Source organism: Acetobacter sacchari (assembly GCF_017377715.1).
Taxonomy (GTDB): domain Bacteria; phylum Pseudomonadota; class Alphaproteobacteria; order Acetobacterales; family Acetobacteraceae; genus Acetobacter; species Acetobacter sacchari.
Map to the genome: position 1 here is coordinate 288,652 of NZ_JAFVMF010000002.1, position 20,225 is coordinate 308,876.

The 20,225-nt window shown below is 60.5% G+C and carries 17 protein-coding genes; 8 read left to right on the forward strand and 9 right to left on the reverse strand.

Features of this window, described 5'->3' with window-relative positions; genetic code table 11:
- Nucleotide 1: 1 nt before the first annotated feature.
- From J2D73_RS02905 to J2D73_RS02920, 4 genes are all read right to left on the reverse strand, one after another.
- The gene (locus J2D73_RS02905) at nucleotides 2-1,138 is read right to left on the reverse strand and encodes a metallophosphoesterase (protein ID WP_207879170.1); all 1,137 of its coding nucleotides are present in this window, start codon (nucleotides 1,136-1,138) and stop codon (nucleotides 2-4) included.
- Between the two features lie 47 nt (nucleotides 1,139-1,185).
- Nucleotides 1,186-3,402, reverse strand: coding sequence for a peptidase domain-containing ABC transporter (locus tag J2D73_RS02910; RefSeq protein WP_207879172.1), 2,217 nt, complete (start codon nucleotides 3,400-3,402; stop codon nucleotides 1,186-1,188).
- On the reverse strand, nucleotides 3,399-4,715 hold the full coding sequence (locus J2D73_RS02915; protein WP_207879174.1) for an HlyD family secretion protein: 1,317 nt from the start codon (nucleotides 4,713-4,715) through the stop codon (nucleotides 3,399-3,401). The genes J2D73_RS02910 and J2D73_RS02915 overlap by 4 nt, the downstream gene beginning before the upstream one ends.
- Nucleotides 4,716-4,886: 171 nt before the next feature.
- Nucleotides 4,887-5,306, reverse strand: coding sequence for a hypothetical protein (locus J2D73_RS02920; protein WP_207879176.1), 420 nt, complete (start codon nucleotides 5,304-5,306; stop codon nucleotides 4,887-4,889).
- A gap of 421 nt (nucleotides 5,307-5,727) precedes the next feature.
- Between J2D73_RS02920 and J2D73_RS02925 the strand changes: the two genes are divergently transcribed.
- Nucleotides 5,728-7,488: a Hint domain-containing protein gene (locus J2D73_RS02925; protein ID WP_207879178.1), complete on the forward strand. Its 1,761-nt coding sequence runs from the start codon at nucleotides 5,728-5,730 to the stop codon at nucleotides 7,486-7,488.
- Between the two features lie 338 nt (nucleotides 7,489-7,826).
- The gene (locus J2D73_RS02930; RefSeq protein ID WP_207879180.1) at nucleotides 7,827-8,228 is read left to right on the forward strand and encodes a DUF1489 family protein; all 402 of its coding nucleotides are present in this window, start codon (nucleotides 7,827-7,829) and stop codon (nucleotides 8,226-8,228) included.
- Between the two features lie 150 nt (nucleotides 8,229-8,378).
- Here J2D73_RS02930 and J2D73_RS02935 read toward each other — a convergent pair whose 3' ends face one another.
- The 3 genes from J2D73_RS02935 to J2D73_RS02945 form a co-directional block, all read right to left on the reverse strand.
- On the reverse strand, nucleotides 8,379-9,602 hold the full coding sequence (locus J2D73_RS02935; RefSeq protein WP_207879182.1) for a deoxyguanosinetriphosphate triphosphohydrolase: 1,224 nt from the start codon (nucleotides 9,600-9,602) through the stop codon (nucleotides 8,379-8,381).
- Between the two features lie 80 nt (nucleotides 9,603-9,682).
- Complete coding sequence (locus tag J2D73_RS02940) at nucleotides 9,683-10,435, reverse strand: transporter substrate-binding domain-containing protein (protein ID WP_207879184.1); 753 nt, start codon at nucleotides 10,433-10,435, stop codon at nucleotides 9,683-9,685.
- A 111-nt stretch (nucleotides 10,436-10,546) separates the two neighbouring features.
- Nucleotides 10,547-11,128 carry a TetR/AcrR family transcriptional regulator gene (locus tag J2D73_RS02945; RefSeq protein ID WP_207879186.1) on the reverse strand — a complete coding sequence of 194 codons (582 nt, stop codon included), beginning with the start codon at nucleotides 11,126-11,128 and terminating at the stop codon, nucleotides 10,547-10,549.
- A 72-nt stretch (nucleotides 11,129-11,200) separates the two neighbouring features.
- On the opposite strand from J2D73_RS02945, the gene J2D73_RS02950 reads away from it, so the two are divergent.
- The 4 genes from J2D73_RS02950 (at nucleotide 11,201) to J2D73_RS02965 (ending at nucleotide 16,210) form a co-directional block, all read left to right on the forward strand.
- The gene (locus J2D73_RS02950) at nucleotides 11,201-11,593 is read left to right on the forward strand and encodes a DUF5367 family protein (protein ID WP_207879188.1); all 393 of its coding nucleotides are present in this window, start codon (nucleotides 11,201-11,203) and stop codon (nucleotides 11,591-11,593) included.
- A gap of 329 nt (nucleotides 11,594-11,922) precedes the next feature.
- A complete protein-coding gene (locus J2D73_RS02955) occupies nucleotides 11,923-12,825 on the forward strand; it encodes a LysR family transcriptional regulator (RefSeq protein ID WP_207879190.1) in 903 nt (300 codons plus the stop codon).
- A 57-nt stretch (nucleotides 12,826-12,882) separates the two neighbouring features.
- Nucleotides 12,883-14,751, forward strand: a complete 1,869-nt coding sequence (locus J2D73_RS02960; RefSeq protein ID WP_207879192.1) for an FUSC family protein — start codon at nucleotides 12,883-12,885, stop codon at nucleotides 14,749-14,751.
- Nucleotides 14,752-15,106: 355 nt separating this feature from the next.
- Entirely contained in the window at nucleotides 15,107-16,210 is a 1,104-nt protein-coding gene (locus tag J2D73_RS02965; RefSeq protein ID WP_207879194.1) for a methyltransferase domain-containing protein, read from the forward strand.
- A gap of 224 nt (nucleotides 16,211-16,434) precedes the next feature.
- Here the strand turns inward: J2D73_RS02965 and J2D73_RS02970 are convergent, their stop codons facing one another.
- Nucleotides 16,435-17,694 (reverse strand): class I SAM-dependent methyltransferase, encoded by a 1,260-nt coding sequence (locus J2D73_RS02970; RefSeq protein ID WP_207879196.1) that lies wholly within the window; start codon nucleotides 17,692-17,694, stop codon nucleotides 16,435-16,437.
- A gap of 174 nt (nucleotides 17,695-17,868) precedes the next feature.
- On the opposite strand from J2D73_RS02970, the gene erpA reads away from it, so the two are divergent.
- The gene (gene erpA / locus J2D73_RS02975) at nucleotides 17,869-18,237 is read left to right on the forward strand and encodes an iron-sulfur cluster insertion protein ErpA (protein ID WP_207879198.1); all 369 of its coding nucleotides are present in this window, start codon (nucleotides 17,869-17,871) and stop codon (nucleotides 18,235-18,237) included.
- Nucleotides 18,238-18,366: 129 nt separating this feature from the next.
- Nucleotides 18,367-19,137 carry an exodeoxyribonuclease III gene (locus J2D73_RS02980; protein ID WP_207879200.1) on the forward strand — a complete coding sequence of 257 codons (771 nt, stop codon included), beginning with the start codon at nucleotides 18,367-18,369 and terminating at the stop codon, nucleotides 19,135-19,137.
- A 253-nt stretch (nucleotides 19,138-19,390) separates the two neighbouring features.
- On the opposite strand, the gene J2D73_RS02985 is transcribed toward J2D73_RS02980, so the two are convergent.
- On the reverse strand, nucleotides 19,391-20,225 hold an 835-nt coding region (locus J2D73_RS02985; RefSeq protein WP_207879202.1), incomplete at its 5' end, for a DUF2806 domain-containing protein.

A 20,225-nucleotide genomic window follows, 5' to 3' on the forward strand; every position in this document is an offset into this window, starting at 1 on the left:
CTCACGCCCCGCTCTCCTGCCGCCACAACGCCGCGAGCCGTCGCAACGCCGGCAACGCGTGTTTCTGGTCCGGCCCCCCGGACGCCGCAAGCGCCGTAAGCCGCGCCGCCGCCTCGCTGATCGCGCCTGCGCCTTCGAATACGCTGAGGTCACCCTCTGTGGCCGTCGTTTCGGGCGTCTGGTCGACGCGCAGCAGCAGCAACGCTGAAGCCACGGCGCCCAGAATGCTCTCTTCGAATACGGCCATCGCCGACAGCGGCAGAACGCCGTCCGCCTTCAGACGCGCCAGAACGCGGCTCGGTTCGTCGGGATCTATCGCGCGCAGGCGATCCTCCAGGGCCCGCACATCCTCAAGGGAACTCAGCGTCGCCGAAACCTCACGCCACAGAAAGCGGCCGGTGACATGACGCTCAATCTCCGGCGGAGCGCCCGGCGCATCGACCGTGACGATCAGGGACTCGCCCCCACCCGCGCCGCCGGTGTCAAAGCGGTCGCACTCAGGCGAGCCGGAATAGGCGCAACGCGGTCCGATCCGGTTGAAACCGTGCCAGTCCCCAAGCGCGAGATAGGAGAGCCCAGCCTTGTCCGGCCGATCCGGCGCCACGGGATTGGTCTGCTGCGACGGGTCAGAGCTGAAGCCTCTCACGGAGCCGTGGGCGAGCCCGATCCGCATCGCGCCTTCGGGCGTCGCCGCGCCGTCCATCCATGCCGTCGTGTCGGTCATGGTGTGGCGTCGCGTCAGCACGCCCGGCAGCAGCCACGCAGTTTCCTCCGCGTTCATCGGCGTCGGCACGGGCTCGAGATGCGCCGTGACGTTGTCGGGCAACCCGGCCTTCAGGAGGCGGCTCCATACGCCGTTCGGCAGATGCGCGTCATGGTTGCCGGGGATCAGCCGCCACTGGATGTCGGGGAAGTCACGCATCCGCTCAAGCGGCTGCCGCAACGTCTTATCCGACGGACTCTCGTGATCATACACGTCGCCCGCGACAAGAATCGTGGCCGCGCCTTCCTTGCGGGCGAGATGCCCGAGCCTGCGGATGACCTGTATTCGCTCCGCCTGCAGCGCGTGCAGCGCCTCGTCTCCGGCGAACGCGAACGTCTTGCCGATCTGCCAGTCCGAACTATGCACAAAACGCACTGTGGCGCGCTCCTTTCTCGCGAACGCGACGCCGTGCGTTTACGTCGCTAGGCGGAGGGAAGCGTCCAGTTCCCCCCGTATTGGGACGGGCCGCCATAACCGATCGTCGCCGCCATGGGGGCCGCGACCGGTTTCGGCGTCGAGTGAACCTCCGGCGCCTTTTTGAGCACCAGCGCCCCACCCGGCTGAAGGTAATAGATATAGTCCGCATGCGCGATAGTCGCCGGGCGATGGGCAACCATGACGCGCGTGACATTCAGGCGGCGCAGGCTGTCCGCCACGATCGATTCGGTATGCTCGTCAAGGTGACTGGTCGCTTCGTCGAGAAACAGGATGTGTGGCCGGGTGTAGAGCGCACGGGCAAGAATGACCCGCTGCTTCTGGCCGCCCGACAATGCGCCGCCCATATCGCCGACCAGCGTCTCGAAACCCATCGGCATCCGCTTGATGTCGTCCAGAATCGCAGCCTGCGCCGCACAGTGCAACATCAGCTCCTGATCGGGGTGCTCCGAAAAACCGCAGATATTGTCGGCGATGGAGCCCGAGAACAGTCCATCGTCCTGCAGAACGCCCGCGATGCGGCGTCTGTATCCTTCCAGCGTCAGAGCCGCGACGTCGGTTCCATCGAGAAACAACGAACCTTCGTCGAGCTTGAGCAGCCCCATCATCGCTTTCAACATCGTCGTCTTGCCGCAACCCGAAGGTCCGACGATGGCGACGCTCATGCCCGCAGGCACGTCGAGATCGACGCCCCGGAATATCCATGGCTCGTGCGTTGCGTAGCGCGCCGACATGCCACGGCAGACCAGAGATCCGGCGCCGGGCGCCAGTTCCGGTTCGAAATGGGCCAGTGGCTCCGGGTCAGTCATGACAATATCGGCGAGGCGATCGCTCTGGATATTGAGCATACGCAGCTTGAAGCCCGTGTTGATCAGGGCGCCGATGCGGCTCGCAAACTGGTCCTTATAAGACAGGAACGCGACGAGCATACCGACCGACATGGACCCGGTCATCACCGCCCGCGCGCCCAGCACCATCATGATGAGCCGATCCGCGCCGAAGATGAAATCGCCAAGCCGCCCGTAGATCAGATCGAACCGTTGCAGGCGCAGACGAATGTTGATGCTCTCGATGACCAGATTGAGCCACGTGCTGCGCCGCCGCTCCCTGAGCCCCAGCAACTTGACGCTGGCGATGCCGCGCAGGGTCTCGATGAAATGGGTCTGCTGTCGTGCGTTGACGACGATCTGCTCCTCCGACGCCTCCCGGTAGATACGGTAGGTGACCAGTCGCAGGATGATGTCGAGCACGGTCGCAACGCAGGCGACCAGCCCAAGCCAGCCACCGTAGAGGAACAGCATGATTCCCATACCGATCGCCATGATCCCGTCCATGACGGTCTGCACCATGTCGGTGGTCAGCGTCTGCTGGATGGTCCCAAGAGAGCCGAACCGCGACAGGATGTCTCCCACATGACGCTTGCCGAAATAATCGAGCGGCAGGCGGGTCAGGTGATCGAACAGGCTGGTGTTCCAGTCGAGCCCCACGCGCGTGCCAAGCAGCGTGACCGCCCATGTCCGCACGGAGCCGATGAACATCTGCAGAAGCAGCAAAAGGCCCAGACCGAACGCGATCGTTTTGAGAAGATCGTAATCTGACGTGACGATGACTTCGTCGATCACGACCTGCGAGATCATCGGCGTGATCAGCGAAATCACTTCCAGTCCCAGCGAGAGCATGAACAGCCCGGTCAGCGCGCCGCGCAGACCGCCGACATGGCGGAAAAGATCACGCAGGCGAATGGTTTCGCGTTCGTCCTTGCGCTCGAACGTTTCATTCGGAGTAACTTCGAGCGCAACGCCGGTAAATTCGCGCGACACGGCGTCCAGTGGCAACGTTCGCCGCCCGACGGCCGGGTCGTTGATCGTGATCTGGTCGCCCTTGATCGCCGTCAGGACGACAAAGTGATTCATGCCCCAGTGCAGCACGCAGGGCAGGCGAAGATTTCGAAGATCGTCCATTTCCAGACGCACCGCGCGCGTCGAAAAACCGGACATGTCCGCAATCTGGACAAGGCTGCGCAACGTGACGCCTTTGATCGAAACCGAGTAGCGCCGCCGCAGCGTGGCGAGATCGATGGGATGCCCGTGGTAGCCCATGATCATAGCCAGACACGCCAGACCGCATTCTGCAGCCTCTACCTGCAGGATGACCGGCGTCGACTTGCCAAAACCGAACTGGAGGGAATCGAACGCGTCGCTCATCGTTCGGCAAGCCCCCCGCTGATGGCGCTCATACTGTCACGCATGCTGATGACCGGGTCGAATATCCACCGGTAGAGGGGACGAGAGTCGATAGCGATATCCGCCTCCACTTCCATCCCGGCCTCAAGCTGCTTCTGCTTGCCGTAGGCTATGATATAGGGCTCGTCCGGTCGAACACGAATACGGTAAACGCTGGAGGAGCCATCGCTCTTCTCGCTTTTGGCGGCGTCGGTCTGCCCCGGCGTCTGGCCTTGCGCCTGCGACGGACTTGAGGCTGAGACCGGCGCCCGCGTGATCTCGGTCACGGTGCCCTTGTGAAGGCCAAAACGCTGGTACGGGAAGGCGGCGTAGCGAAGAAGCACCCGCTCCCCTTCATGCAAAAAGCCTATGGACGCGCTGGTGACATACAGTTCGGCGTCAAGAGAACGACCGGTCGGCAGCAACGTCACTAACGGCGCTCCCGCGTTGACCTGCTCACCCAGGTTTGCGCGGATCGCGGTCAGAATACCGTCTTCAGGCGCGACGACGACGTTCTCCCGATGTCCTTCGCTTTCGTCGATCTGCTGGTCGATCTGTGCAATCTGGCGATCGAGGTCATTGATGTCGTGCGCCGTCGTCCTGTCATATCGGATCAGTTTCGACGTGTTGTCGGCGATCTTGCCCTCGGCGTCGGTGAAGTTCTGTAGAAACTGCGCGTGCGTGCCAAGAAGTTGCGCGTATGTATAAAGCTGGCTCTGGAACTGCGTTTCAGTCACGAGATGAGCCGTCTCCGCCGCGCGCATCCGGTTGACCGCAGCTTCGACGACCGGCAGCACCTTCGCATCATTGGCGAGTTGCTGACCAATCAGCGTGTGCTGTTGCTGAAGATTGCGAATCTGATTCACCAGAGCCTGCTTCTCGACCGGCGCGTCGTCCGTTCGGATGTCCTTCTGTTTCACCAGCAATGCGCGCTGGCGGCGCAATTCGGCGAGAATCTGCTCCTGCGTGCGTCCGCTGGAGGTTTTTGCGTCCAGATCGACGACGAACAGCTTCTGTCCGTGTGTGACGCGCATCCCCTCTTCGGCCAGTCTCTCAGTGATGACGCCAGCGCTGGACGCGTCGATCGTGATCAGACCTGTGGGCGGAAGCATGAGGCCTGTCGCGTGGACGCGGCGAGTATAAACTCCGAACCGGACATACACGACCGTGAGCGCTACGAGGAACAACGTCACCCAGCACACAACCCGAATCGAAATGGGTTGCGCAGCCTGCACGCGCCCGAGCCAGGCCTGCCTGCGAGCGTCCAGCGCTTCCTGACGATATAAAGACGACATGAGAGCGGGCGGTTCCCCAATGCGGATCGACAGGATCCCTAATGGCGCATCAAAAGAATAATGAAAAACAAAAACGACTCAGCCTCCGATGTCCTTGCGGGGACGTCGGAGGCTGAGTCACGAGACCGGACGGCGACTAAACTGCCGCCGTCAATCGTAATTGTTTCTTTATCAGCCGAGGCCGCCGGTCGAGATGACCGGGAAAGCGATCGTCGAACCCTGAGCGCTCTGAATGGCTGAGATGGTGTTGTTAAGGTACGTGTTCGCCTGCGCGAGGGTCATGCCCTGCCCGGCGGCATAACCAATCTTGTAGTCCGCGCTGATGTTGTTGATCGCCGAGATGACGGTCGACAGGCTTGCGCCGTTAACAAGATCGGCAAGCACGTTGTAGGTGCCGGCCAGCAGACCCGCAGACCCGGTGATCAGCGAGCTGAGGCTGCTGCTGTAGGAAGATCCGCAGGAATACGACGACGACGACCAGGAGCCACAGGAATACGAGAACGAGGACGAGCACCCAAACGAGAGGGAACCGCAGGAAGAAAAGAAGCCACCCGATACTGTATCAAGCTCAACGGCACTCAGTTCACGCATCTACCTAAACTCCAAACAAGGCATGGAGAACCCGCACTGTGACGCAACGTCAGCCGTTAAAACCCTGCGTCACCTGCGACCTCAACCCGGCCTTGCATCGTTGTAACTGAGGTGGCTGTTAATGTTTTTGGAACACAAACACCAGAAAATAAATCGTTAAACAATTAATCTCCTCGCAAATCGCCTTTCGGGATCGGAGCGATTTTTCAATATATAATCGTTATATGTGTCACGCATATCTGTATTGAAAAATATCCACAGAACTTTCCTCCAGTATCGGCATGCGAACGGCATCCCACAAATAAAACGTTAATCGATAATGTTCTCTTGACCACCATCCCTGAGACAATGTTTGTTTTTGCCACACATTCAGTGATTGGCAGGCCGGCCAATCCAAAATCGGCAAAACGGGGATCGGAATATGACCAAGACGAGCACTCTCAACACGGATTCCGCCCTCGCGGCCACCACCACGACGTACGCAAGCTACACAAGCGGCAGCGGCACCCCGACCGACCCCTACGTGCTCGCTTCCAATTCCGGCACGATCACCCTGAAGCCCGGCGCGTGGTACGTGCTGCCGGATAACGCCAAAATTGGAACTGTGGTCACCAGCGAATACAATTCCTCAGGCTCGACAGGCGGCATCAACGTCAACGGCGCGCATCTGGAAATCAAGACGAACGCCAGCGTCGCGGGCAAGATCGATATGGGCACGACGGGATCGATCCTTGTGCTCGACAACACCAGCGGCAAATGGTCCTACCAGGCCAACATGGCGGGCGAAGATCTCTCCGCTGGCGGCGACAACCTGTTCACCTATCCATCGCTCCAGAACGCCACCATTACGAATTTTGGCACGAAGGGCACTGCTGTCGTCCCCTGCGACATTCCGAACGGAATCGGCAACTCCATCGGCATCGCGCCGCACTACAAGGACAGTTCTCAGCTTGTGCTGCGAAGCGGCAGCAACATTCAGGGAGGAATCCCCGTCAACGGCTACCCGTCAGACCCCTGCGGCAATAACGTCACCGGCGGCTCAATCGGGCTCCCGGTCACCGCGCCGCCCAATGGCAGCACGGTTCCCTATTACGTAGACCCCAACAATCCCTGTCAGGTTAACGGCTGTTTTCTCGCCGGCTCCATGATCATGACCCGGGCGGGCGAGAAGGCGGTGGAAACGTTGGTCGAGGGCGATGAAATCGCCGTTCTGGCCGGTGGAGACACTGCCTACCGTCCGCTTTCCTGGCTCGGCCGTTCGCACGCGGACGTCGCGGAACTTGATTTCGATCAGGACGCCTATCCGGTGCGTATCGGCAAGAACGCTTTCGGTGCTGGTCTGCCTGCGGAGGACCTGCTGGTCACGTCCGAGCACGGCGTTTACGTCGACGGCGGTTTCGTGCCCGTGCGCATGTTGGTGAACGGCCGCTCCGTGTCCATCGAGCGTTCGATCACGGAGTATGACTACTACCACGTGGAACTCGCCGATCACGGCGTGATCCTTTCCAATGGCCTGCCGACGGAAAGCTACCTCGACACCGGCAACCGCGGCACTTTTCAGAACTCGGTCATCCGAGCCATGCGTCCGCATTTCGCAGGCGGCATGGTGATCTCCAGCGGCAAAAGCTGGGAACAGGACGCCGCAGCGCCGCTGGTGACGGACCGTGAAACCGTGGAACCGATCTGGAAGCGTCTGAACGAGCGCGCCGATGAGCTTGGCCTGCCGGAAGCGCCTCAGACAGGCGCTTCGACATCCGATCCGGCGCTCCGCCTTGTCACTGAAGACGGGCGCGAGATTCGCCCGGTTCGGCAAACCGGCAACGTATATAGCTTCATGGTTCCGGCCGAGGTCGAAACGGTCCAAATCGCGAGCCGCACCTTCCGTCCGTCCATTGTCACGGGGCCGTTCTGTGACGATCGCCGCGACCTCGGCGTACTGGTGGGCGACATCGCCATCACCTCCGCGCGCAGCCGTGAGGTTCTCACCAGTCATCTTGCGCCGGGCGAGCACGACGGCTGGCATGGTTACGAGGGCCCGACGGCGCGCTGGACGAACGGCGCGGCTGTCGTCGTTCTCGGCGTCGCCAACTCCGCTGCCGTGACGCGTATGGTCGAGATCGAGATGCTTGGCGCAGGATCCTATCAGATCGCCGAAAGTCAGGACGACGCTCGCGTCGCCTGATTCACGCCCACACGACGCATGACTCCCGGGCGCTGATTCCACGTCCGGGAGTCACCCCACAAAAAGAGCCCGATCGGCCGTAGCGCTGGTCGGGCTCTTTTTGTGGGGTGACGCCTGTCTTTCGTCTCATTAACTCGGCGCACCGCCGTGAGTCTTCGCAGCGCGCCTTGAAATCGCGGGCTGATCATGCCCACAAGTCCCCGTGCGTTCGCATCGGCTCACGGACGAGGGACCGTTTTTTGTTTTCCTGACTGCTTTTGTTCGATCAGATAATTCTGTCTGACCGGGTGAAATGCTCGTTTTCTCTCTAGAAGCCGAAGTTCGGAGTCCGTTACGCATTGCTTCATCTGATCAAACTCGCTGTCGGCGCAGAAAGCCTCGAGCATCTCGAACGATTGCAACGCGACGCCGGTGGACCGCCGGTCGTCCGCACGCGTTCTGCTCCACGCCGGCGCGAGGAGATCCTCGCCGGGGGGTCGATCTACCGCGTGATCACGGGACTGGTCCTGTGCCGGCAACGCATTCTTGACATTGAAAGCGTCGAACGCCCCGACGGCTCCAGCGGCACACTCATTCTGCTCGACGACACGATCGTGCCTGTGGAGCCGCGCCCCGCACGGCCATTTCAGGGCTGGCGATATCTCGATCCCAAGGACGCGCCGCGTGATCTCGAGACCCGCGCGTTCGCGCAGCTCCCGGCTTCATTAAGCCGCGAACTGGGCCGGCTGGGCCTTCTGTGAAGCAAACGGGCGCTGTCAAACCGACGGCTGCTTGACCGGCGCGGGTCCAAAGATCAGGCCTCGCGCGACGGGAATAGAAAGAGCGTTTGCAATCGAGGCTGCAAGTTCAGCGAACCGCCTTCGCAACGCCCACTGAACGCAGCGCCAGATTCACTCTGCGACGGAAAGATCCGTCAGCCGTCGGTGTTCCTCCATCGCAAAACGATCAGTCATCGACGCCAGATAGTCGGCCACCACCCGCATTTGCACGGTCTTGTCCGCCCCCGCCAGCGCACGCCACTCATCGGGCAGCAGGGCCGGAGATTCGCTGAGCGTAGCGAACAGCTCCTTCGTGACGCGCCGCGCCTTGTGTGTCATACGATTGACTTTCCAGTGGCGATAAAGCCGGGCGAAGAGAAACTCCCTGATCGCCGCGTTGGCGTCTGCAATCCTAGGACTGAACGCCACCATCGATCGGTCAGCCCGGCGAACGTCGTCAGCAGAGCGCGGCTCCAGCCGCCCGAGATTCAGCCGGGTCTGCTCCAGCACATCGCTCGCCAGAACATTGATCACCCGACGCACCGTCTCATGGCGCAAACGCTGATCCCGATCGATCGCGCGCGCCCGACGCAACTGCGGCGCGTCGCCCATACCCGCGACGCCGAACGCAGTCTCCCGACCGGGCGGCGTTGTGTCGACGCGTCTGCGCGCCTCCGCCAGAGCCTCGCCCACAATGGGCACGTCCGCCAGATCGTCGAGCGAGAGCAGACCCGACCTCACGCCATCGTCGAGATCATGCCCGTGATAGGCGATATCGTCAGCCAGCGCGGCGAGCTGTGCTTCAACGGACGCGAACTGATCCAGTTGTAACGGATGCGCCGCATCGTAATCGCGCAGCCACCCGGAAGGAGAATCGACCGGGCCGTTATGTTTGGCGAGCCCTTCCAGCGTTTCCCAGGTCAGGTTGAGCCCGTCGAAGTCGAGATACCGTCGCTCAAGAACCGTAACCTGACGCATCGCCTGCGTGTTGTGATCGAAACCACCCCACTGCGCCATCGCCTCCGCCAGAGCGTCTTCCCCTGCGTGACCGAACGGGGTATGGCCGAGATCATGCGCGAGAGCGACGGCTTCCGTCACGTCTTCATCGACCGCCAGATGACGGGCCATTGATCGCGCGATCTGCGCGACCTCAAGGGAGTGAGTCAGGCGCGTGCGAAAGAAATCGCCCTCGTGGTTGATGAACACCTGTGTCTTGTACTGGAGGCGCCGAAAGCCGGATGAGTGCACCACCCTGTCGCGATCGCGCTGCCACGGAGAGCGGGTCGGCGACTCGGCCTCCGGGAACAGACGTCCACGGGATGGACGCGCGTGAACCGCATAATTCGCAATGCTCATGCAACCCCCTTCGCCGAAGCGGCGCCCCTGCCTGACGCAGGGTCACACGTCCCGGAGTTTCGGTCCAGAAGCAGACGCCCTCAGAAGCTCGGCCAGTCCCTGGCTGGCGCCGCCACCGTAGCGGCCGTCTGCCCGCTGCGCGCCAGGGCCTCCGCCACGAAACCGCTCGCCTTCGCTTCCTCGATGAACGTCTGCAGCCATGCACGTGCGGCGTCCCGCCCCTGTGGCGTCCCTACGGCCTGCTCGATGGCGGTGAAACGCCCCTCGATCACCCGAAAGCCCGGGTGTTCAGCGGCGTACGCCTGCAACGGCTGTCGTACGCCCGCCGCCGCCTCCAGACGTCTGTCGACAAAAAGCTCGATGGCTGCAGGAGAGGTCGGCGCACGTTCCAGCGCCGCGTATTTCAGCGCGCGGCTGAGATACAGGTCATACGCAGCTCCCTTGCCGACGGCGATCCGGACGTCTTCGTGATCGAAATCGGCGATGTCGTGCAGCGGGGAATCTTCGCGCACGATATACGTGCCCTCGATGACGACATATGGCGCCGTGTAGAGGATTTCCTCCGCGCGAAGGGGATCGATGGCAAGAAACATCAGGTCGAGCCTGCCGGTCTTCACCGCGTCGACGACCTTGCCAGCACCGTCGAACGCCTCAAACGTCACATCGACACCCAATTGGCGCGCAACGTCACGCGCCAGATCCACCGAAACGCCGCCAAGCACGCCCGTTGCTGCGTCTTTTTGCGCAAGCACCGGATTGCCGAGATTGATGGCGACGCGAAGCGTCCCGGTCGGCGCGAGTTCGTTGACGACGGTTTCTGAAACCTGAGGCACTGCGTCTCTCCCTGCTTCGTCTTCTTCTACGGACGTTTAGGCGGTGCTGAAACGGGAGCGGATGGGCGTCTGCTCCAGGAGAGTGAATTTAGGAAGAAGCTGCAAAAAATTTCAAGTTTTCGGGCGCTGCCGCTCGGTGGCCAGCGCCGCCGCAAGTTTCGGTCCTACAAGCGCGGCGGAACCGGGGTTCGCCCGCTCCAGCAGCGCGACGCCCTCGACGATGGCCAGAATGGCGGGAGCCACGCTCGGATCCTCATCGGCGCCGATCACGCACACCCGAATAAAATCGAGCCAGCGCGCCACCAGATCGGGCGCCAGGCTATCATAGGGCGCCTCTCCCTGCCCGCCGCGCGCGATCACGTCAGACAGCACATTCACGAACGGTCGAATATCCTGCGCCTGCGCCGTCGCCAGTGCGCGCAGCAGGAAAACGTCGGGCGGCGACGCCTCCTCGGCGGCAGAGGACGTAGCATCCAGCAAACGCGCCACAATGCGGCCGATCACGGCGACGACCAACGCGTCTTTCGTCCCGAAATAATACAGAAGCATCCGGTCGCTGGTGTCGAGCGCCTTTGCAAGGCCGCGCAGCCCCATCGCACCCAGCCCATCGCGCAACACGAGATCAACGAGGCGGTCCGTCAGGGCGATGCGGCGTGCGTCACGCTCCCCGGTTGCGTCTCCGATTTCAGCCATGGTCACATTTTCCGATTGTAGCGCATGCTACATTTGATGTATGTAGCATGCGCTACACATGGATGGTTCATCATGCTCCACAGGCGACAAATCATCATCTGTATCGCTTTGGCCCTGCTGTTCTGGGGTCTGGCAACCACATACCTTCACTATCTTCCCGGCAGTCTAACCGGGTGGCGCGGCGACGTCGGCTTTCTTACCTCCGTCCCCGTCGCGCTCTACTGCATTTGGGCGGTCCGACGCTATGCAGGCCTAACCCGCGAACAGCTTCCTTCAGGCGCTCTCGTGGTGCTCGGGGTCGCAATGCTATGCGACGCGACAGCATTACGCTGGTTCAGCAGCCTATATTCCACGGACGATCGCGTCTGTCGCGTTGCGTCGGCCTGGCTGTTGTGGGGATATGGCGTCAGCGCGCTGGGCGCGCTTTTTTTCGCATGGCGTCGGCAAGCAGACGCCACGTTATGAGCGGACCGACGCGTCGCTCCAGCTTTCACACGAGCTACCGTCCCGTTCCGTCCACACCAGCGTTCAGCAAAGGCCGTGACCTACAGTCGATTGATACCGGTTTCTTGCCGCCCCCATCATCGTGACCAACAGACGCTGTTTACGCGGGCCGCGGATGCTTACCGCACTCGGACTTGTCCACTATCAGCTCGGAGCCGATTGTCTGTCTGACTTTGGCCAGCCTCGCCAAACGCTTCTTCAAAGACCCTGCTTTTTGTCAGCATCCGGACAGGCTGTTAGCAAGCGTTGACCGCCTGCAGCGCACGTGAGGATAGGGAGTAAAGCCGACGATGTTCCTCAGGCAACTGAGCTATCTGGTGGCCATCGACAGGTTTCGCCACTTTTCACGCGCGGCCGAACATTGCGGCGTCTCTCAGCCAGCCCTGTCCTCCGCCATTCGCCAGCTTGAGCATGAACTTGGCGTCACTATTGTCAGGCGTCGCCAGCGTGTCATGGGTTTCACGCCGGAGGGCGAGCGGGTGCTCGCCTGGGCGCGCCAAAGCCTGTCGGCTCTGGACGGGCTACGGCAGGAAGCGAAGTTCGCTCACGAAATCGCAGGCGGCAGCCTCTCCATTGCGGTCATGCCGCCGACACAGCAGCTTGCTCCGTTGCTGGTCGAAAGCCTGCGTGCGGCCATTCCGGCGTTGCATATTTCTCTGACCGTCGCCGCCAACAGGGATATCCTGCAGGGACTGGCGGAACAGCGGATCGATCTTGGCGTGATCTATTTCGACCAGCTTCCCGACACAGGCGCGCTCGAGATCAGGAAGCTGTATGACGAACGGCTCGTGCTTGTCGGCGCGGCTGGCGTCACATTACCGGGAAAAAGCCGGTGTTCGTGGGCGCAGGCCGGGAGTCTGCCACTGTGCCTGCTCGATCGTTCGATGCGCAGCCGCCAGATTATCGACTTCGCCTTCGAGAAAGCAGGCGTCACGCCCGACGTGCCATTCGAAAGCAACGCTCTGGAACTACTTCATTCGGAATTGAAGGCGGGCCGACTTGCGTCAATTCTGCCGATTTCGGCGCTTCCTGTGGCGGCAGGCAGCGACGCTTTCCAGTTTCGTCATCTGGAACAAACGGCAGAAGCCGCAGTCGGACTGGCGCGTCTTCGCACTCCCATCGAAAGCGCTCTGATGGAGCGATGCTGGCGCATTGCATCCGGTCTGTCGTTCGAGGGCGTATTCGCGCTTTAAGCCGCCGATCATAAGCAGGATCTATCACCTCATCAAAACAATGGCTTGGACACTGACGTGTCCCTTCGCCACGGTCCGCCCGCGACAGAGGGAATGGCGGACGTGGGCAAGAGCGGAGAACTGGGCGGCGCGAGGAAGTGGGAATGGCTTCTGGCGCCGTCAGCCTCCGATTTCGGCTTCGCGATCCGAACGTCCTGCGCGGCGATACTATCGCTCCTGATCGCCATGAAGCTGGAGCTTGGCAGTCCCCAATGGGCGCCGCTCAGCGTCTGGGTCGTGGCGACGGCGTCCCGCGGAGAGTCGCTGTCCAAGGCGCGTTGGCGTCTTCTCGGCACATTGGTCGGGTGTGGGCTTGGCGTCGTTCTGATCGCCGCGTTCCCGCAGGAGGCGTTGCTTTTCTTCATGGCGCTCTCGATATGGATCGCCCTTTGCTGTGGGCTTGCGACTTTTTTTGACGGATACCGCAGCTACGGGCTGCTCGTCGCAGGATTTACCGCCGCGATTGTAGCCGTCGACGCCATTCCGGACCCTGATCAGGCGTTCTCCATCGCCATTGCACGCGGCACATACATCGAACTCGGCATCCTGTGCGAAGCGCTGCTGGCTGCGCTCTGCTCGCCCAACCTGCACCAGCGGGCGCGCCACTCGCTTCTGAGCCGCATGCACGGGGTGATCGCCACCACCCGCCACGCTCTTGAGCAGCGACGGACTTCACTCACGGACGCCTCCGTCGACGGCGCCTTGTTGGCGGACATCATGACTGCGTCGGCGCGAATTGAATTCGACGCGCTGGAGTTGGGACGAGAATCCCCTCGCGCCGCAGATCACGCCCATGCGGCAATCGCGGACCTTCTGGCGGCCACTGCGCGGGCGTGCGCGAACGGCGACCGGGCGACGATCGAGACGCGCCTGGGCTCCGCGCTCCGCCATGTGGACGCGATCGCGCATCCGGCCCGGCGTGACGGATTCCGGTTTCCACGCCGCTCCATCCGCCAGGCGACCGACGGCGCGCGGAACGCGGCCCGCGTCATGACCGGGATGGTCGCCGCCGCGCTGATCTGGATCGTCACTGCGTGGCCCAACGGCGTTACGTTCATATTCAACGTCGCGCTGGTTTACGGGCTGTTGGCGACGCGTGAAACTCCGTCATCCGCTTCAGGCGATTTTTCCAAAGGAGCGATATTATGCGCGTTCGTTGCGGCTATTTACGTCGTGCTCGTCATGCCCCTGCTGACGTCACCGGAGATGCTGGCGTTTGCGCTGCTCGTCCCGATGGTGATCGGCGGACTTGCCGCGCGTACGCCGCGTCTGGTCAACTACGCTTTTTCTTTCAACATGTTTCTGCCGGTCCTGATTGGTCCAGCCAATCAGGGACGCTATGACGAATCGGCATTCCTTAACAATACTGCGGCCTTTCTCGGAGCCGTCGTATTTGCGGGCCTTATGTTCAGAAATATCCTTGTCTTCAGTCCAGACGACCATCTGCGCCGGACGCTCGCCTGGGCGGAGAAAAACATGCGTGGGTTGGCAACTCGGCGGAGAACGCCGAATTCGTCCCGGTGGCTGCTCTCGAACGCCGACAGCCTTGTCCGTTCAGTCCGCAGAACCGCCACGCTAACCGCGGCACATCGCAACGCGTATTTCAAACGTCATATGACGATCATGGTCGCCGGGTTTGGCGTCATCGAATTACGCGAGGCGGAGGCGGATCGACACACGCCGTCCGCCCTGGCGCGCAGAATCAGGGCGTTTCTTCGCTTCTGGCTGACCGACCCGCGTCGCGCCGCAAACATGGCTCCCCGGCTGGCAAGGTGCATCGAGGCAGACTTGCCGCATCGGCGTGACCTGCCCGCCGCCGTGCGCGCTCTTGTTTTTGAAGACACGAAGGAGAATACGATGCAGAGCTTGCTGGCGGCGGGATCTTAGCGGATAGGGGCGACGGCTCAAGATCACCGCACAACAAGGCCGTCCACACGATACGTCAGGTCACGGCGCGACGCGGATCGGGCGCATCACTTTCCGGGCCGCCCGCTACGCATGGAGTCACACACCGAGCATCTCCAGCTTACTCACGTCGCTGGAATGCGGATTCTTCACGAATTAAGCCACCCTTGGCGACGAAGACGATGTCGGTCGAATCCAATGTCCCGAAATATGAAGCGCGCCGAGAAGCGTAAGCACATCTCGGAAAACCCCTTAGCATTTTGTAACGATGTGCTAAGTAGACCGGATCAGACAGAAAAGCGAAACTGTAGTGCGCACGTCTAACGAGGTAGAATGGATGTCAAGCCGTTCCTATAATGAAGTGCCCACGATCAAAAAACCGGTTTTCAACACTCCAGCAGATGATCTGTCCTACTGGCAGGCCAATCCGGATATAGCCTCTTGCGGGCTTCCCGCCGCTCAACATTACGCCCGGCATGGCCAGTACGAAGGACGCATGCAAGCGGCGGACCCGGATGTTGTTGGCGTTATACGGGAACGCAAGCTCAATCGCATCGCCTTTCGCGAAAAGCCGACTACGCCACGCGCACATGGCCAGCCTGCCAATTACATGACGGACGCCATAAAACGGGAATTCCATATCCCGCCTTTTCCGCCGATTTCCGCTCATAATTACGGCGACTATATCTCCGGCCTGCAAAAACAGCATCCTGACTGGATGTTTCTGGATGTCGGGGCCGGTTTACGCGACACCGTCACCGAGCAGATGGTGAATGTAGACGTATTCCCCGCACTGAGCACCGATGTGGTGTGCGTTGGGGAAAACCTTCCATTCGCCGACGCTCAATTTGATTTTGTGCTCTGCGCAGCAACGCTGGAGCATACAAGACGTCCTTGGGAAGTGGCTGCGGAAATCTGTCGCGTGCTCAAGCCCGGCGGCATCGTGCGGATCGATTACCCATTCCTGCAGCCTGTGCACGGATATCCATCACATTATTTCAACGCTACCCCTGAAGGAAATATCAGTCTTTTTGAGAAGTGGTTTGATATCGCGCAGAGCAGCGTGCCGGAGCATTTTCATCCCTTGCACGCCCTGCGCTGGCAGATGGAGGAGTGGAAGAACGGTCTGCCAGAAGACGCCAAAGCCGAATTTGGCGCGATGCAGGTGGATGATTTTCTATTTTCATCGGTTCCAGATATGCTGCGGCAGAACTTTTGCACCGAGCTGAATTCCGAAACCAGACGGGTCATTTGCGCGGGATCTACGCTGGAGGGCGTGAAAAAGCAGGACGCACAGCCTTATAGTAGTGCGCGCGAAGAACGGTTGGCGCAGGAATTGCTCCAAGCCAGACAGGATATTGACATCATACGCGCGTCTTCATCGTGGAAACTGACCGCGCCGCTGCGCAATGCATTCAATTTTTTACGCAGAAAGAGATGATTTTTATACGCCGAGAAATTAAAGCAATCATTCAAAAATGAATCATAATCTTCTTGGACAAAAATAGCGAACGAACACCTGGTCCGTTCGGGTAGAGTCAACGCATAGAGAGGTTCCCTGTGCGGAAAGGAACGGCATCCACCTCGCTCGGGTACACACTGCAGCTACATTTGAGCGTTTGCGAACGCAGTTTCAACACCGCCTCGACAGCCTCCACCGACCTTCTACGTCGACGGTCGAAGCAGCACGCGATTAAGGGCCTCAAGAGATTTGAAACACTCTTTCCATATCCTGTAGAATTTTTCTTCGGATATGCCGCCCCCCGCCATCGCCTCCGCCAGATCCCTCACTGTGCGCCGCCCGTCGATCAGCGGAAGAATCCTGCGCGCCAGCGGCGGCAGCGGGACAGGAACGGTCAATGTGCCGAACGCGAACGGCAGCACGCCATCAGGGCGTATCTGCTTCACCAGTTCCGCGCCCGGTATCTCCCGCATAACCGGCACGGAAGCAGGATCACAACAATCAGGCGGCGTCACGCGCGCGCCCTTGCGCGTCACATAGGCGACATGCGTGGCCATGTTGCCGGTCAACGCCTCCGCAACGCTCGCCCGCGCCCGCCATGACAGGTCGTCGAGCCGCGCCCGCAGTTTCGGGTTCGGCAGGAACAGCGACGGGTCATACCGCGCGGGCTCCATCAGGCAGGACGGCTCCAGCCCCGCTTCGTCCAGCAGATCGAGAAACGCGCCGATCGTGTAGGCCCGGTCGCGCGGGTTCAGCAGCAGGTCATAGAGCCCGGCGTCCCCGCCGGTCAGGTGGTCGCCAAAATTGCCGTTCTGGCGTAGCCACGCCGTGGCGGGCAGGTTCTGCATGACGCGCTTCGTCGTCTCCAGACGCTTCGCCGGAGCCTCCGAAAACGGCGCCAGAATCTCCAGCGCCTCCTGCATCATATAGACGCCGGTCCGGCCATAGGGCGCATACACCATCAGCCCCATGCCGCCGCCGGGCGCCAGATGACGCTCAAGCCCCTTCAGCGCCGCCAACGGGTCCGGCAGATGATGCAGCACGCCGCAGCAGTCGATGTAATCGAACACGCCGAGAGCGAGGTCGTCGATCTCCGTCAGCGAGCCCTGCACGAAGCGGATATTGCCCAGTTCCCGCGCCTCCGCACGCGCCTTTGCGATCCCCAAGGCATGGGTGGAACGGTCCACGCACACGACCTCCCCCGCGCGCTCCGCCCGCGCCATGTGCGTCGCCAGCATGATCGCGCCGTCCCCCGTGCCGCACCCGGCGACAAGCGCGCGCAGCGGCGCGCTCGCGGGGCGGCGCGCGCCGAAGACCCAGTAGTCGATCTCCCGCAGATGGCTCGGGCTGCCAATCAGCAGGCGCTTCGCCTCATCACGCGGATTGCGTTCGGGATAGGGGTAGGCCTCGTACTGGGCGGCGAGGTCCGCATCGCGTGCGTCGGAAGGGGAAGATGCGGTCATGCGGGGCTCATCGGATCGGGGCGCTGGCGGAAGTCGCAGACCCGATTACCGCCATCGCGGCCATCGGCCAAATCGCATCAGGCGCGACAAACCGGGAGGGCTGGATTGCGGCAGGCGTAAAATCCCCGTGTCCCGACCCTTCCCAACGACCATGCGACACCCCATTATCCAGCCATGACCCAGGCAGATCAGACCCTCGCCCCCGCGCAGTTCTCCGTCTCGGACGCCGCAGCGCGGCGCATCGCCGAGATCATCGCCAAACGCGGCGACGACGCGGCGCAGACCGCGTTGCGCGTCGCAGTGTCCGCCGGGGGGTGCAACGGGTTCCAGTATGAATTCCGCATCGACCCGGAGATCGCCGACGACGACGTGGTGATCGAGAAACAGGGCGTGCGCGTGACGGTCGATCCGGCCAGCCTCGACCTGCTGGCGGGCGCGGAGCTGGACTTCACCGACAAGCTGATGGGCGCACATTTCTCGGTCAAAAACCCCAACGCGGCCACGTCCTGCGGCTGCGGCACCAGCTTCTCTCTGGCGGGCTGAACCAGCCCCGCTTCGGGTTGACGGGACGGCGGCGCGCTGCCATCGCTGTCGGGCCTTGGGCGGGCGGATCGCGGTCGCCACGGCGACGACCCACCGGCTCCCCGGAGCCGCCGCCTGAAACGAGCCGCCATGAAGATCGCCACCTGGAACGTCAATTCAGTCCGCCAGCGTCAGGTTCTGGTCGCGGACTGGCTGGAACGGGTCCAGCCCGATGTCCTGCTGTTGCAGGAGATCAAGTGCGAGGCGCACCAGTTCCCGGCGGATACGTTCGAGGCGCTGGGTTACACGGCGCATGTCGTCGGCCAGAAATCGTATAACGGCGTCGCCGTGCTCTCCCGCCGCCCGGTCGAACTGCGCGAAACGAAGCTGCCGGGCCTGTCCGACCCGGAGCCGCCCGCGCGCTATATCGAGGTCGAGGCCGATGGTCTGATCATCGGCAATCTCTATCTGACCAATGGCAATTCCGGCGGCGAGGCAGGCTTTCAGAACAAGCTTGAGTTCTTTGACGCGCTCGCCTGCCGGGCGGAAACGCTGCTGCGCGCCGACGCCGACTTCCTGTTCGCGGGCGATTACAATGTGTGCCCCACCGAACGCGACCTCGCCCCCGGCGCGCTGAGCGCGACAGACGCGCTGGTTCGCCCGGAAAGCCGCGCCGCGTTCCGCCGCCTGCTATGGCTCGGCCTGACCGACGCCGTGCGGGCGCTGCACCCCGACGAGAACTGCTACACGTTCTGGGATTATCAGGCCGGGGCGTGGAACCGCGATCTGGGCATACGGATCGACCATGCGCTGCTGTCGCCCCGCGTAGCGGAGCGGCTGGCGGCCGCCGCGCCGGATCGGGATGAGCGGGCGAAGCCGCAGCCTTCGGATCATGTGCCGGTTTTGATGGAGTTGGGATAGAGCAGTGACGTAATTAGAAAATGTTTTCGTAATGGTCGCCCTGCGATCTCTCTCACGTCCGTTTAATAATCATTATAAATATCCATGAAGATATCTCCTGTGAAGTTCGCAGAAACGTTCCCTAAAGTCTGATCGTCTTCGGTAAAGGCCCTGCCAATCGGTTCATGTTATAGAGCTCGACAATCTATTTACTTGCCTCCGACCACCCGAAATGAGCATAGAAAGCTCGAAAATTTTTCTTCCGATTTAGCTCTTATTTTTCCCAATCAATGATGGCTGGTGTGAAATAATCCACAAAACCATTAGCCTTTACCTGTTTAATTTCAAATATAGAGCATTTTGATATAATATGATTTTCTTTTATAGCCTCACTAACTGCTTGAGCTTGGCGTTGTATATTTGGCACAGCATCGATTAAATGACACAATTCGCGCCCTGATTTCGTTAAGAAAATAGTGTTAATGTGCGCTGTTATTTTTGCTCTAAACAAAATATTTATTAAAATATTATCCATAGAAATAGAACATGTTAAATCCATGTCTGGAGTAAAATTTGTTTTTCTATTTGTAGATAAGGAGTCTATAATTCCGCACTCTTGCATACCAATAAAATCAATTTCATTTTCATTTATTTTTTCTATTGAATACGGCAAAGATCCATTTGAAAAAAATAAACATGCATGTTCTGAAAAATTATTTGCGATTTTTTTGTCTATTTCTGATAATATACGTAAAGTCGACAGTGAAAATCTACCCTGATGCCTCACTTCTCCTGAAAGAATACGTCCCCAAAGTTGACGCGTTCTTTCGGTACTTGCTTTTTCAGCATACGACGAAAATATATTAAGCCAATCTTCGTCCAGAGGTTCGTTCGACTCAGAGTGATCGTCGTGTTTATCGACGACATCTTTAAGCGCCACCTCAGCGACAGACTCTCTATTTTCTTGATTTATATAGGCATTTCCCATCATTTCTAGCGTCGCACGTTCCAACAATACAGGGTCAGCAGATATTTTTTTCGCAACATCAGGCACTAAGAGCCTGTTTGGAAAATCACGGGTGAGCATTTCTGCGCATGAGATTGGCGCC

Coding starts and splice junctions, on each gene's coding strand:
- erpA (WP_207879198.1), top strand. CDS start 17,869: ATGACCCAGGCAGATCAGACCCTCGCCCCCGCGCAGTTCTCCGTCTCG.
- J2D73_RS02970 (WP_207879196.1), bottom strand. CDS start 17,694: ATGACCGCATCTTCCCCTTCCGACGCACGCGATGCGGACCTCGCCGCC.
- J2D73_RS02965 (WP_207879194.1), top strand. CDS start 15,107: ATGTCAAGCCGTTCCTATAATGAAGTGCCCACGATCAAAAAACCGGTT.
- J2D73_RS02935 (WP_207879182.1), bottom strand. CDS start 9,602: ATGAGCATTGCGAATTATGCGGTTCACGCGCGTCCATCCCGTGGACGT.
- J2D73_RS02950 (WP_207879188.1), top strand. CDS start 11,201: ATGCTCCACAGGCGACAAATCATCATCTGTATCGCTTTGGCCCTGCTG.
- J2D73_RS02925 (WP_207879178.1), top strand. CDS start 5,728: ATGACCAAGACGAGCACTCTCAACACGGATTCCGCCCTCGCGGCCACC.
- J2D73_RS02945 (WP_207879186.1), bottom strand. CDS start 11,128: ATGGCTGAAATCGGAGACGCAACCGGGGAGCGTGACGCACGCCGCATC.
- J2D73_RS02910 (WP_207879172.1), bottom strand. CDS start 3,402: ATGAGCGACGCGTTCGATTCCCTCCAGTTCGGTTTTGGCAAGTCGACG.
- J2D73_RS02955 (WP_207879190.1), top strand. CDS start 11,923: ATGTTCCTCAGGCAACTGAGCTATCTGGTGGCCATCGACAGGTTTCGC.
- J2D73_RS02920 (WP_207879176.1), bottom strand. CDS start 5,306: ATGCGTGAACTGAGTGCCGTTGAGCTTGATACAGTATCGGGTGGCTTC.
- J2D73_RS02915 (WP_207879174.1), bottom strand. CDS start 4,715: ATGTCGTCTTTATATCGTCAGGAAGCGCTGGACGCTCGCAGGCAGGCC.
- J2D73_RS02980 (WP_207879200.1), top strand. CDS start 18,367: ATGAAGATCGCCACCTGGAACGTCAATTCAGTCCGCCAGCGTCAGGTT.